General features: G+C 38.0%; 11 protein-coding genes and 1 pseudogene. 3 read left to right on the forward strand and 9 right to left on the reverse strand.

The annotated features are described in order from the left end of the window. The first annotated feature begins 47 nt into the window (after positions 1–47). Positions 48–380 carry a P-II family nitrogen regulator gene (locus tag DSM106972_RS37550; RefSeq protein ID WP_127085466.1) on the forward strand — a complete coding sequence of 111 codons (333 nt, stop codon included), beginning with the start codon at positions 48–50 and terminating at the stop codon, positions 378–380. 121 nt (positions 381–501) lie between these two features. Here the strand turns inward: DSM106972_RS37550 and hemB are convergent, their stop codons facing one another. The 8 genes and pseudogenes from hemB to DSM106972_RS37590 form a co-directional block, all read right to left on the reverse strand. After that, a complete protein-coding gene (gene hemB / locus DSM106972_RS37555; protein ID WP_127085467.1) occupies positions 502–1,521 on the reverse strand; it encodes a porphobilinogen synthase in 1,020 nt (339 codons plus the stop codon). A 109-nt stretch (positions 1,522–1,630) separates the two neighbouring features. Further along, positions 1,631–2,020, reverse strand: coding sequence for an SCO5389 family protein (locus DSM106972_RS37560; protein WP_127085468.1), 390 nt, complete (start codon positions 2,018–2,020; stop codon positions 1,631–1,633). 181 nt (positions 2,021–2,201) lie between these two features. Further along, positions 2,202–2,369, reverse strand: coding sequence for a metallothionein (locus DSM106972_RS37565; RefSeq protein ID WP_127085469.1), 168 nt, complete (start codon positions 2,367–2,369; stop codon positions 2,202–2,204). A 127-nt stretch (positions 2,370–2,496) separates the two neighbouring features. Beyond that, positions 2,497–3,255, reverse strand: coding sequence for a metallophosphoesterase family protein (locus tag DSM106972_RS37570; RefSeq protein ID WP_127085470.1), 759 nt, complete (start codon positions 3,253–3,255; stop codon positions 2,497–2,499). 20 nt (positions 3,256–3,275) lie between these two features. Continuing rightward, a complete protein-coding gene (locus DSM106972_RS37575) occupies positions 3,276–4,085 on the reverse strand; it encodes a metallophosphoesterase family protein (protein WP_127085471.1) in 810 nt (269 codons plus the stop codon). Further along, complete coding sequence (locus DSM106972_RS37580) at positions 4,082–4,885, reverse strand: GTP-binding protein (RefSeq protein WP_127085472.1); 804 nt, start codon at positions 4,883–4,885, stop codon at positions 4,082–4,084. Before DSM106972_RS37580 ends, DSM106972_RS37575 begins: the two co-directional genes overlap by 4 nt. A gap of 50 nt (positions 4,886–4,935) precedes the next feature. Then, positions 4,936–5,577: pseudogene (folE, locus tag DSM106972_RS37585) on the reverse strand (GTP cyclohydrolase I FolE). A 56-nt stretch (positions 5,578–5,633) separates the two neighbouring features. Then, positions 5,634–6,668 carry a CobW family GTP-binding protein gene (locus tag DSM106972_RS37590; protein WP_127085473.1) on the reverse strand — a complete coding sequence of 345 codons (1,035 nt, stop codon included), beginning with the start codon at positions 6,666–6,668 and terminating at the stop codon, positions 5,634–5,636. Positions 6,669–6,994: 326 nt separating this feature from the next. Here DSM106972_RS37590 and DSM106972_RS37595 point away from each other — a divergent pair, with 326 nt between their 5' ends. Next, on the forward strand, positions 6,995–8,488 hold the full coding sequence (locus DSM106972_RS37595) for a class I SAM-dependent methyltransferase (protein WP_127085474.1): 1,494 nt from the start codon (positions 6,995–6,997) through the stop codon (positions 8,486–8,488). Between the two features lie 529 nt (positions 8,489–9,017). Here the strand turns inward: DSM106972_RS37595 and DSM106972_RS37605 are convergent. After that, complete coding sequence (locus DSM106972_RS37605; protein WP_127085475.1) at positions 9,018–11,246, reverse strand: GAF domain-containing protein; 2,229 nt, start codon at positions 11,244–11,246, stop codon at positions 9,018–9,020. A 514-nt stretch (positions 11,247–11,760) separates the two neighbouring features. On the opposite strand from DSM106972_RS37605, the gene DSM106972_RS37610 reads away from it, so the two are divergent. Beyond that, complete coding sequence (locus DSM106972_RS37610) at positions 11,761–14,121, forward strand: glycoside hydrolase family 31 protein (protein ID WP_127085476.1); 2,361 nt, start codon at positions 11,761–11,763, stop codon at positions 14,119–14,121. Positions 14,122–14,693: the final 572 nt, after the last annotated feature.

Raw genomic sequence — 14,693 nt, forward strand, 5'->3', positions numbered from 1 at the left:
CGATAGACCAAACAAGTTAATATACATATTTTAAGGAGGTAACCAACATGGGCAAGCAAGCCAAAAAGCTCGTCATCGTCACGGAAAAGGTTCTGCTGAAAAAAATCGCTAAGATTATCGATGAATCTGGAGCGACCGGTTATACGGTAGTGGAGACTGGCGGTAAAGGCAGTCGCAACGTGCGCTCATCGGGACAACCCATAGTTTCCGACACCCAGTCGAATATAAAGTTCGAGGTGCTTACCGAAAATCGAGATATGGCTGAGAAGATTGCGGAGAATGTTGCAGTGGGGTATTTCAACGATTATGCGGGCATCGCCTATATCTGTGATGCTGAGGTACTGTACGGGCACAGTTTTTGTGGACCAGACGGCTGTTGAATAAACAACGCAGACCCAAAAAGCTGGGGTCATAACCCGGCTTTTTGGTGGTGACCGTGTTTCGTTTCTGCGCGACATCAGGGGCATCCAATTCCTAAAAATACCTATCTACAGTTATTAGTTATTTAACCAACATCAGCGCAACTTCCTTCGCAAAATAAGTCAATATTAAATCAGCACCCGCGCGCTTCATACTCAGCAAAGTTTCCAAAATTACCTTCTTCTCATCAATCCAGCCATTTTGAGCAGCAGCTTTAATCATCGCGTACTCACCGCTAACATTATATGCAGCCACAGGTAGATTCGTGTGTTTCTTAACTTGGCAAATAATGTCTAAATAAGCCAAAGCAGGTTTTACCATCACAATATCGGCGCCTTCTTCAATATCCAAAGCAACTTCTTTTATTGCTTCCCTTGCATTAGCTGCATCCATTTGATAAGTCTTCTTGTCACCAAACTTAGGCGCCGAGTCCAAAGCATCTCTAAACGGTCCATAATATGCAGAAGCATATTTAGCAGAATAAGCCAAAATTCTCACATCAATAAATCCAGTTTCATCTAGCGCGCGACGAATAGCGCCAACTCGACCATCCATCATGTCACTAGGCGCCACCATATCCGCACCAGCTTCAGCTTGTGAAACTGCCATCTTCACTAACACTTCGACAGTCGGGTCATTCAAAATCACACCTTTATCATCAACAATACCGTCGTGACCATGACTAGTAAAAGGGTCAAGTGCGACATCGGTAATTATGACTATATCTGGCACTGCTTGTTTAATCGCTTTCACAGTACGCTGCACCAGTCCCGAAGGGTTATAACTCTCACTACCAGTATCATCTTTGAGGTTTTCTGGAATAACCGGAAACAAAGCAATGGCGCCAACACCAAGTTGATATACTTCAGCAATTTCAGATAGCAACAAATCCAAAGTAAACCTATAACATCCAGGCATCGAGGCAATCTCTATTTTCTGCCCCTCACCTTCCATCACAAACATCGGATATATCAAATCATCAACTGTAAGTGTAGTTTCTTGTACCATCCGTCGCAATGTTGCTGTGCGACGCAGGCGCCGGGGACGATGAGTGAGTGTAGCTGTATTGCTGCTGCTGGGAGTAATATTTTCTGATGACATGAATTTTTATAATAATCGTAACTAAATAATAATAATCGTTTTCATACACTAAATATTATTTTCCCACGTAAGGTGGGTTAAGCCACCCTACAGTAGCATTACGATGACATTAACAGTCGATTAGTTCAGGAGTTTGGTTGAGAATTTGGCGCCGAATTGAAATGAAATCAAGATACTGTGGTGAATTGAGCTTGTCGAGACGAAAAACTCCGACGTTATGACAGTTTTGAAATGCTAGCTTGACACCAAAATAACGCTCAACGGCGCCACGTATTGCATCACCACCCATCATTCGCAATAGTTGGGCACGCGCTTGTTCACTTGGTGGTGGTACCGCATGGTTTGCCCACTCTTCTCCTCTGGTAACTTGTTCTACAAGACCGGATACAACACTCCAAGCGTATGGTAACGATTCTCTGATTGTTTCAACAAACTCTGTCTCGTCAATGTTTCCTGACTGTGCTTGCTCAAGCAGATGCAAACTTACGTTTAAAGACATTAGTTTTCCTCTGTAATTTTTTGGTACAAGTACCGTATCAATTCACAGTGAGAATCGTAATCTTTATCTAGCTAGTTGCTGCATTGTCGTAAAAAAAAGTAACAATTGCAACGGATGATAAACGGATGTAACGGATAGAAGAATCAACTATCCGTTACATCCGCTTTATCCGTTGCCAGGTTTATTTATCGCATTCACAGCCTGTGTGACCGCAACCTTTACCATCTTGATGACCATTTGCACAAGCTTCGCCGCAGTAAGGTTTGTTGTCTTTCATCACAGCACTGGATAAGGAAACTATGCAAAGGCAAGATTCACAAGCGCATTTCATTTGAGTAACTGTCGTCATAGCTAGCACCCGTATATGTGGTGTACATCTACTATATTACTACAATTGAACAGTTATTCAAGTGTGCTACAAAAAAGTTATAGTTTCTTTGGGTTCGGCAATGTGAACATTCTTTGAAATGGCGCCTCTACATCACTTTATTGCCCGCGCGCGTCATCGGTTGAGCGTTAAAGCCTTTATTATTGCCGTAATAAACAATTTTGAAGTCAACTTCATTTGTATTGGGATTGTAAATTGTATAACTTGCTTGTCCTGGGGTTCTACCGACGTTTCCGACTCCGATAATTTTGCGGGGATGAGCGTTGATGATATGGGGGGAAATTTGAGTGTCTAGGGTTGTTACAGAGTTGGTTATAGAACCATTGGTAATTTCGTACTCAAAGGTTAAACCGGAACGACCACAAAATAAATTATTTGCTTGCATCCGCGTTGCTCGGTCTAACATTATTATTGGTGAAGTTTCTGGTGTTAATGCTTCGCTGACAGAGACTGTAGAACCGTGAATTAACAAGCTATCTAATTCAAAGAAGCCAAAATCAAGGGTGCTTAACCATCGTACTGTTTGACGAGGTACATATTCCCATAGTTGTTTGACTGTTTCTAAGCCATATTTTTCTATAAGTTCTGTGGGTGTACCATTTCCTGTTATTGCGTGTAATATTAAGCATTGTTCTTCCCACCATCCTTTACAAACTAGAGGTTCTAGTTCTCCACGACGGGGTTTACGCACTCGTTCTACTAATTGTTCTGATTGTAAAGTTGGCCCGACTAAATCACCAATAATATATAGTGCTTCGATGTAACGAGAAAGGCGCCTAATATCTTCTAACACAGCTTCATATGCTGTAAGGTTTCCTTCAATACCGCTTAAAATAGCCCATTTCATATGATAATATTACCTTACCTTTATCTAGTACAAACATGTGTAGGGTCATCAGCACGTTCTGCAAATTCTAAACCGCGTGCTAGGCGCCAAGCAAAAATAGCAGGTAAACCACGTTCTATAATTGCGGTGCAAGTTTTTTGCACATCATAAGTAACTTCGCGCAAGGTGACTCGTTGAGTGTCTGTGTCGTAAATTACATAAGTGGCATTTGGGCGCCCGTGTCGAGGTTCACCCACAGAACCCGCATTAATAATTTGCTTTAAATTTGTGGTAAAACTGCGTTTTTCTTGTTTTTTATCGTTTACGAGTGAAAAATGTAAGTTTGTAGCATCGAGTTGACGGACATATGGGACATGAGTATGACCGCAAAAAAGCACATCGGCGCCTGATGAAAGTACTCGCTCTAATGCAACAAAAGCATCAAGTTCAGGTAGTAAATACTCGTGGTTACTGTGGGGACTGCCGTGAACAAAAGCTAAGTTTTCGTAATTTAATGTATGAGGTAATGTTGCTAAAAATTCACGGTTTTCTGGTTTAATTTGTTTGTTCGTCCACTCGTGTGCGCGTAGTCCTCTTTTTTCTGCTAGTAATGAAGGATGACTACATTCACAAGCATTCAACCCCTCAACAATATCCTCATCCCAACAACCAACGCAGGAAGGAATATTTAGGGAACGAATTTTTTCGACTACTTCGTTGGGGAAAGGGCCATATCCAACTAAATCACCCAGACTAAAAATTTTATCGCATGAATGATTATCAATATCGAGCAAAACTGCATCAAGAGCTTCGATATTACCATGAATACATGATATAACTGCTATTTTCATTCTTCAATTCCCTCTGATAATACTTGTTTGACTTGTTCTTGATATTGTTCAATAGCTGCTTCTGACAATAAACAATCTTGCAACGTTTGCCCTAAAGTCACTTCATCAAGTTTACTTCCTATAACTTCTATACCACTAAAACGCTTGGGTCTTCCTTCTAAGTTGCGCGTTAAATCTAATTCAAATAGACCAGTTGGTGGTAAACCTGCTACATACTCAGTATAAAGTGACCTACCATCGTTGACATCAAAAATACCTTTAGCACGAGTCACATTTCCATAGGCGCCATTAGTAACTTCATACCAAAATTCCACTAAGCTATCTTCGTCAATAACTTCTCCGCTTAGAGGAACTCGCCATATTTGAGTGGAGTTATCTATATATATAGTGTCATGAACTGAGGCGCCGGATATAATTTCTGATGCCCATTGATGTAAATCAGAATCTTTGTGTTTGAGATAAGGTGGTAAAACGGCAATGGCTTGGTATGGCTGATTATTAGGTAAGATTTTAGAGATAGTGGCTAGTTTTAAGTAAAAGCCAATTTCTATATATATTGATAATGCAGAATTTATTTGGTTGAGAAATTCTGCTTCTTCTCCATCATGAAAGACTTTCACACCAGGACATTCTGATGCGATGTGGGTTTGGTCGATTGGTAGCTTACCTGTACCGGGACTGTAATATAGTGTTTTGTTGTAAGGGTATTTGTGGTTGTTAGATGCTAGCTGCTGAAAAATCCAAGTGGTTTTGCCACTACCTAAAGTTCCGGCAACAACTGTAATTTTGGGTGTAGTCATTGAGATTAATTATAAGAGTTAAACACAGTTAGTATGCCTGTGCCACATATTTATCTGAAGTTAGAGTTGTGACGAACTAGGTTCATAAACTCTTCTCTTGTACGCGCGTCTTCAGAGAATACACCTCGCATAGCACTAGTGACAGTCCAAGAACCAGGTTTTTGTACACTACGCATTACCATACACATGTGAGTTGCTTCTACAACTACTGCAACACCTTGGGGTTTTAATAAACCTTGCAAAGCATCAGCTATCTGCAAAGTTAACCTTTCTTGCACTTGTAAACGACGCGCGTACATTTCACAAATACGGGCTATTTTCGACAACCCAATCACTTTACCATTGGGAATGTACGCCACATGCGCGCGTCCAATGATAGGTAGTATATGATGTTCGCACGAAGCTCAAGATGTCAATATCTCTAACCAACACCATCTCGTTTGCATCTTCGCTAAAAACGGCGCCGTTTAGTAGTTCATCCAAAGACTCGTTATAACCTTTGGTTAAAAACTGTAATGCTTTTACAACTCTTTTAGGAGTGTCTCTCAACCTTCTCTATCAGGGTCTTCTCCCAACCCAAGTAATAAAGTACGTACAGCTTGAAGCATTTCTGCCTCTGTAACTTTTGGCTTTTGTTTTGACAAAGCAAGAAGTTCCGCAGAATTAAACTCCGGATGAAATGATAAAGTCATGTCTCTCGTCTGGTTTATTACTATAAATGTAGTTTCGACTGCTTAACACTTCTTAATCATATCAGACATTCACGTAAACGAGAATGAATTTTATTCTCGTCAAGATGGCGCCCAATAAAGACAAGTTGGTTAGATGGCGTCGTTTTCCACTCATCCGCATTTAAGTTATAACGAGGTCCACTAAGTTGAAAAATATGACGTAAAGGACTATCATCAAACCAAAGAATACCCTTGGCACGAAATACGTTATCAGGCATTTCCTCAATTAAAAAATGCTCAAATTTATTAACATCAAAGGGTTTATCAACTTGGAACGACACCGACACAAACCCATCATTTTCTAAATGGTGCGAGTGATGATGATGGTCATGGTGATGATGCTCATGTTCGTGATGATGATGGTGATGGTCATGATGGTCATCTTTTGCAAAAACATGCTCGTCATTAGGCGTTAGTTCTACACCTAAAATTAGAGGTAAAGCCACTTTTCCATACTGAGTGCGTAAAATTTTAGCAGTATCTTTTTTATTACGTATAAAAGTTTCTAGCTCTACCAGCTTATCTTCACTTACCAAATCAGTTTTATTAAGCAAGACAATATCACCGTATGTAATTTGTTTCAGTGCAGCTTCACTCTCAAAGTGAGTTTTGTCAAAACTTTCAGCATCAACAACAGTAAGTATAGAATCTAAATTAGTTAAATCTCTTAGCTCAGTTCCTAAAAACGTTAATACAATGGGCAGAGGGTCAGCAACACCAGTAGTCTCAATTACCATATAATCAATACGGTCTTCTCGTTCCAACACTCGATAAACCGCATCAACCAAACCATCGTTAATAGTACAGCAAATACAACCATTGCTCAGTTCCACCATATCCTCATCCATAGAAACGAGTAACTGGCTATCTATATTAATGTCACCAAACTCATTAACCAAAACAGCAACCTTCATATCTTGCTTGTTCTGGAGTATTTGGTTAAGCAGCGTAGTTTTTCCACTGCCCAAAAACCCTGTAATGATAGTTACAGGCATTCCACGCTTCGGAACCTCAATATTATTATCTAAATTAATTGCAGTCGCACTAGCCATAATCTCTCCTTATATACACATCTCTAGCAATACTTGCCATATTTGTAACTAAGTACAAAGCTATTATTGCAGGAATGATAACAATTATCATAATAGCGTAAAAGTCTTGCATTTAATCTTGTGGAGTACTATTTGTGGAATGGGCATCCCTATCTTGTGGAATGGGCATCCTTGCCCGTTCCAGACATAGGGCGCCACCCCAAACAGGGAAATTTTGGAATTTTTTTATTGGATGTTATTTGTTTTAGTGCTATGTTTATTCACCACAGAGACACAGAGACACAGAGACACAGAGGTAAGAGAGGCGCCTACTCTAGAGATAACTTATGATTACTAGTACGCATCAAAAAAAATTAGAATATGGAGATTTCCAGACACCTCTCGAACTTGCTGTTAAAGTGTGTGAGAAGCTAATTGAGCTTGGTGTAAATCCAGATGTTATTATTGAGCCTACGTGTGGAGTAGGTAATTTTATAGAAGCTGCGGCTAAATTATTTAAATCAGCTAACAAAATTATTGGTGTAGAAATAAATCAAACTTATTTACACGAGTTGAGTAAAAGAGATAAAATTGCGCGCGATACAAGAATTGATGTAAAACATGCAGATTTTTATCAATTTGATTGGTCATCACTGATAAGTAATATTACCAGCAATATATTAGTACTTGGTAATTTCCCTTGGGTAACTAATTCACAACAAGGACATATTGGAGGTGTAAATCTACCTAACAAAAATAACTTTCTTCTTCATAGCGGTTTAGACGCTATTACAGGGAAAAGCAATTTTGATATATCCGAATGGATGCTAATACAGGTTGTTCAACTGCTACAGAATCAAAATGCTTGTCTTGCGATGCTTTGTAAAACTGCGGTTGCTAGAAAACTACTAAGCTATCTTCATTCTAATAATCTTAATATTTCTGATTACACGACTTATAAAATAGACGCTAAAAAATACTTTAACGCCAACGTTGAAGCTTGTTTATTATTCTGTAAATTTGATTCCACCTCAAAACAATATTACTGTGATGTATTTAATAATTTACAAAGCTCCTCGCCTCAAAGAATAGGATATTACAATAATATATTAGTTCAAGATATAAATTCTTTTGCGAAAGTACATAGTTTATATAATACAAGCAAAAAATCACAATTGCAATGGCGCTCTGGTATAAAACATGACTGTTCAAATGTAATGGAGTTTAAAAAAATTAAGAATCAGCTTGTAAATGGATTTGGAGAAATAGTAGATATTGAAGATACTTATTTATTTCCTTTACTGAAAGGGTCTGATGTTGCACAAAATCGTATACATACAACTGAACGTTTTGTTTTAGTTACTCAAAGTTTTGTTGGAGAGTCAACAGAGTCTATTCAAGATATAGCTCCTAAAACTTGGGAGTATCTTAAATCGCACGCAAACTATCTAGATAACAGAAAAAGTAAAATATATCAAGCTAATCCTCGCTTTTCTATTTTTGGAGTCGGCGCCTATACTTTTACAAGTTGGAAAATAGCAATTTGCGGACTGTACAAAAAATTAGACTTTAAATTAGTGGGAAAGCTCTGTAACAAACCTGCTGTATTCGATGATACTGTTTATTTTCTTAGCTTTGATGATGAAGAAACTGCAAATCAAACATTTAAGCTTTTAAATTCTCCTACTTCAAAAGCTTTCTACTCATCGCTAATATTTTGGGATGACAAACGCCCTATCAAGTCTAGCATCCTTAATAGCCTTAACCTAACAGCATTAGCAAATGTAGTAAAAAATATTACAGCGCACGACCATAACATGACCCGCAACTTAGGTTCTTAGAACTTTCCTGTATTACTTTTATCCCTCTTGCTTTGTTGCTAGGGTACAATAGGAAAAACACTTATAAGTCTGGTTATTAAAATGATAATAAACTTAACTGGATTTTAGACTAAACGGCTAAATCCAAAAGAAAAAAATAGCCTAAATTCCAGAATTTTATTATGCTTTGATAAAAGTTAATAGTTACATAAATTGCTACCCAAGTAGTTGGCAAAAGAGTAAACTTACCCAAAATTTTCTTAGATAAATTTACTAATTTTACTTATTTATCGTTAACTACGCAAAGGCGCCTCTGTCACATTATTTACAGAGTATTCTTTGGTCTTCTTTCAAAGCTGTGCAAAATAAACAAGTATATGAGGTAAAGCCAGATGTGTGGGCAACGTTTGGTCTTTTGAGAGTAAATAGGATACTTGATGACCTGTTTAAATATCTGTAGCACCAGTCCATTTTAATGGACTTTAGTTATTAGCATGGCGGTTTTAACCCCATGCGGGTGTGAGCGCAGTAACGCACATTGATAATAATTTCAATACAGTTGTATGGGAATTTCAATTATAAATTTACTTCCCTGATTTGGTTGGGATATGCAAGAAAGTTTGCCTCTGTGCTGTTCAATGATTTGATAGCTAATTGATAATCCTAACCCAATACCACTACCTACGGGTTTTGTTGTAAAAAATGGGTCGAAAATTTTATGTTGATGGCATGGTTTAATTCCTCTGCCATTGTCTGTAAAGGATATTTGGATGGAGTTATCAACCACTGAAGTGGTTATTACGACGATTTTTTTGGGGTTTTGGTCACATACTTGTAATTCGTCGATGGCATTGAGTAGTAAATTCATGAATACTTGGTTTAGCTGACCTGCAAAGCATTCTACTAAGGGAAGTATGCTATAATTTCTTATGATTTCTATTTGGGCGCCAGTACCAGACGGTTCTAAGCGATGTTGTAATAGTGAAAGTGTACTTTCTATTCCTTCGTGAATATCAACTTTTTTGATTTCGGCTTGGTCAAAACGTGAAAAGGTTCGTAGGGAAGTTACTAAGTTGCTAATACGTTCGGCGCCTGCTTTTAATGAGTCGCAAAGTTTAGGTAAATCATCAACAATATATTCAATATCTGTTTGTTCAATTTCTTCTTTTAAACTTTGTGTCAGGTGTGGACATTTATTTTGATAGTTTTTAAATAAATGTAATAAAGTTTGAGTATAGGTATCAACATGAGTTATGTTGCCATATATAAAGTTAATGGGATTATTAATTTCATGTGCGATTCCTGCAACAAGTTGCCCCAAACTTGACATTTTTTCACTTTGAATAAGCTGTGTCTGAGCAAGTTTTAGGTTATTGGTGCGCTCTTGTACTTGCAGTTCTAAGTTTGTATTCAGCGCTTGTACTTGCTGGTATAAACGATATTGTACAACAGCAGTTGCAAATCTTTCACCCACTGCATTCGCATATCGAATTTCATTTGCAGTCCAAACTTGTGCTTGATTTGTTTTAATTTGGCGCCAAACTTCAAAAGATTGGCGTGGCATTAATTGCCGTGTGTCGGGGTTATGATATCCTGCCCAATTAATTTCGGTGTCTACTTCGGTGCGAAAAATTGTAAGACATCCAAGAATTTTTTCACCATACTGTAAAGGGATAATTAACAAACTACGAATTCGAGACGATCCAAAAAATGGAGCTAAAGTCCGAAATAGAGGTTCTCTATATAAATCATCTATTGCCCATAATTTGGAATTAACCAGTGAGTTTTCAATATCAACTCTACCAATGTGGTACATGTTTCGCATCCACTCTACTGACCAAGGTTTATAACCTGTTTGGTCAACTAATGTTTCTACGACTGAATGTAAGTACTTTTGCCACAACTGATTTTCTTCAACGACTCGACTCTGTTCGGTGTCTATTGACTGTGGTTGATTCCCACAGGTATAAATTTCTACTGGTTGATTGTCGGAAGCTAGCAGATACAACCTTCCTCCCGAACCGTTAAAGGTTTTCACCACTTCTTCAAGCGCAGGTTGTAATTTTACAGTTGGAGAAGTATAAAGTACTTTTGTAAGATTATTTATATTTGCTTCTTGACGTGCTTGTTCACGAACTTGGTTGAGTAAAATTGAATGACTAATCGCGATACAAACTTGGTCAACCACTGCTTGAATAAGTTGTAGTTCTTCTTCTGTGACTTTGCGAGGTTTGGAATGGTGTGATACTAGCAGTCCCCATAGGTGAGCTGATGAATGTAATGAAGGAGGTTGATATTTACCTGTTTGCTCACTTTCTAAAACAATTGGCACAACTACAGATGATTTTACCCCCATTGCTTTCAAATATTCAATATGACATGGGTCAATAGGACGATAGCGAATATCTTGGTTTTCGTTATATTCTTCTTGCTGATTAAGAGGACTAACACCAATTTCTTGTGTCGTTAAATCTACAATAGTGCGTTGTCTTGCTTGCACAAATAATTCGCGAGCAAACAAAGGAATATCATCCGCAGGAAAATGCAAACCTTTTAAAGAAGGTAGTTGTTTTTCTGCAAATGATTCTGCAATTACAACTCCACTACCATCTGAGTTAAACTGATAAATTTTAACACGGTCGGTGTCTAAATACGCGCGCATTTCTCCAACCATTGCATTTAAAATCTCTTTTAATTCCAATGATTGCCGAACGCGGTTGGCAATGCGATGCAGTAATATTTCTTGCTTTATTATTAATTGTTTTTCAGAGATATTCATATAAATTTATATTAAATGCTAATTTACACGCAAATGTAACAATGCGCTCATTCAAAACATTGATTATCTTTAATAATTTTAATTCTGATTGTAGATAAGACTCGATAATAAGGCGCCAAGCCTTTAGACCCTGATTCTAAGTACTGTTAGTGTAACATGAATTAGTAAAAGTAAAGTTTGAATTTCTAACTAACTTGATTTAATAAATTAAATGAAAGTAATTAATCGTTTTGTTTATAGCTGTTATAGAGACATCCTTTATAAGACAAGTGCTTTAAATAAAATTTCATTAGCGTCAGCTAATTAATACGTATTTATACTTATAAACAGATACGTAGAGACGTTAGATGTAACGTCTCTACATAATGTTTCTACATAAATTTTATTATGATTACGTTACCGAACATGATAGAAGCAGAAAAAATTATTCATTGTATTTCTTAAGATAGATAATTTATTGACACGCATTTTGATTACATTTATTTGTGGTATCAAAAACAAAGCACGCTCATTTATGCCACAATATTTCGGAAAACTGCCTACCACAGACCAACCCTGGACAAAAATCGGTCAAGTTGAAGCTTGGAAGCAATACGATAGAACTATTATTTTTGATTGCGACTCATCTAAGTTTTCCATTGCTGTACTGGCGCCTAATTTATTACGAGTCCGTTTGGCGCCACAGGGTGAGTTTACCGAGCGTCCAAGTTGGGCAGTAACACGTGATGATTCTGAATGGGCGCCAATACCATTTGATGTTAATGATACAGATACATCCGTCCAAATCAAAACAGAATCTATACATATATATATAGATAAATCAACTAGTCGAATTACTTGCTTTGATTTAGATGGGCGCCCTTTCGCTACTGATGCTACCACTAATATGGGTTGGAGACTTGGCGCCGTAGCTGGGTGGAAGTGTATTGAAACCGACGAACATTTTTATGGGTTTGGTGAGCGTACCGGGTTACTCGATAAACGCAGCGAAGTCAAAACAAACTGGACTACAGACGCTTTAGATTATGGTTCGCTCACTGACGAAATGTATCACGCTATTCCATTTTTTATAGCGCTGCGTCCACATGTTGCATACGGCATTTTCTTTAATACCACTTTTTGGAGCCAGTTTGATATTGGCGCCGAACAACCAGGTGTATGGAAAATGGAAACACGTGGGGGAGAATTAGACTATTACATTATATATGGCCCCAAACCAGCCCAAATACTCGATACATATACCCAACTTACAGGAAAAATGCCGCTACCACCAAAATGGTCAATCGGCTATCACCAATGTAGATGGAGTTACGAGTCTGAAGAAGTAGTACGTACACTCGCACAAGAATTTAGAAATCGTCGTATTCCTTGCGATGTTATTCACCTAGATATTGACTATATGCAAGGTTTTCGGGTATTTACTTGGAGTCCAGCACGGTTCTCTAACCCAGAAAAACTAATTAATGATTTAAAACAAAATGGCTTCAAGACTGTAACTATTATTGACCCTGGAGTAAAATACGAACCTGAAGCTGACTACCACGTTTTTGATGAAGGAATAAAAAACGATTACTTTGTGCGTCAAGCGGATGGTAGATTATTTCATGGTTATGTGTGGCCCGATAAATCTGTATTTCCTGACTTTTTGCGTGCGGATGTTCAAAAATGGTGGGGTGATTTACATAAGTCTCTTACTGATATAGGTATTGCTGGCATTTGGAACGATATGAACGAACCAGCAATTAATGACCGACCATTCGGTGATGGTGGTGTTCATATCTGGTTTCCTCTTGATGCACCACAAGGAAAAGAAAATAATACTACCCATGCAGAAGTTCACAACCTTTATGGTTTGAATATGGCAAAAGCTAGTGCAGAAGGTTTAATTAAACATCGCAAGAGCGAGCGTTCGTTCGTATTAACACGTTCCGGGTTTGCAGGAGTGCAGCGTTACTCTAGTGTATGGATGGGCGATAATCAGTCACAGTGGGAACATTTAGAAATGTCGCTACCAATGCTTTGTAATATGGGGCTTTCGGGAGTAGCATTTGTTGGATGTGATATTGGTGGATTTGCGGGTAATGCTACGGCAGAATTATTTGCGCGTTGGATGCAGGTGGGAATGTTGTATCCGTTGATGCGGGCACATTCAGCCATGAGTACCGCGCGTCATGAACCGTGGGTATTTGGTGAAAGGGTAGAAAATATTTGTCGTGAATATATTAATTTACGTTATCAATTAATACCTTTCTTTTACACTTTATTTTGGCAAGCGGCTACAACTGGGGCGCCTCTAATACGACCTTTAGTTTACGAATATCCTAACGACCCAAAAACCTACACATTATCAGACCAAGTGTTATTAGGTTCTGACTTAATGGCGGCGCCAATATATCGACCGGGAGTAGAGCATCGCGCTGTATACTTACCTTCGGGAACTTGGTACGATTGGTGGACAGGAGAAAAATATGTAGATGGTGCCACACATATATTGGCACATGCACCATTAGAAAAAATGCCATTATACGCGCGTGCAGGTGCTGTTATTCCCATGCAACAAGTCACACAATACATTGATGAACATCCATTAAACGAGTTACAACTGCTAATCTTTCCAGGAAACAGTGAATACACACTCTACGAAGACGATGGAAATAGCTTTGAATATCAAAAAGATATTTACTCTACAACAAAAATAAGTGTATCTACTGAAGCAGAACAAGTTATTGTAAAAATAGCACCAAGACAAGGAAAATGGAAACCAATTAGGCGCCGCATTATAGTAAAAGTACAAGGATTAGGTGAACAAAGCTTTGAAGACGAAGGCAAAGAAAATTTGCTGAGATTCACAGAAACCAGGTTTCCCCATCACTAAGTATAATAACCTTTAAGTACACCCAAAGGAAACCTGGTTTCTAAACGAAGCGTAAAAACTCAAAAAACCGTTATTGTAAATTCTGCGTAAATATGAGAAACCAGGTTTCCCCATCACTAAGTATAATAACCTTCAAGTACACCCAAAGGAAACCTGGTTTCTAAACGAAGCCCAAAAACTCAAAAAACCGTTATTGTAAATTCTGGGTAAATATGAGAAACCAGGTTTCCCCATCACTAAGTAAAATAACCTTCAAGTAAACCCAAAGGAAACCTGGTTTCTAAACGAAGCGTAAAAACTCAAAAAACCGTTATTGTAAATTCTGGGTAAATACGAGAAACTGGTTTCTAAACGAAGCGCAAAAACTCAAAAAACCGTTATTGTAAATTCTGGGTAAATACGAGAAACTGGTTTCTAAACGAAGCGCAAAAACTCAAAAAACCGTTATTGTAAATTCTGCGTAAATATGAGAAAGGTTTCTAAACGAAGCGCAAAAACTCAAAAAACCGTTATTGTAAATTTTGGGTAAATACGAGAAACTGGTTTCTAAACGAAGCGCAAAAACTCAAAAA

This window comes from Dulcicalothrix desertica PCC 7102 (assembly GCF_003991905.1).
Lineage (GTDB): Bacteria > Cyanobacteriota > Cyanobacteriia > Cyanobacteriales > Nostocaceae > Dulcicalothrix > Dulcicalothrix desertica.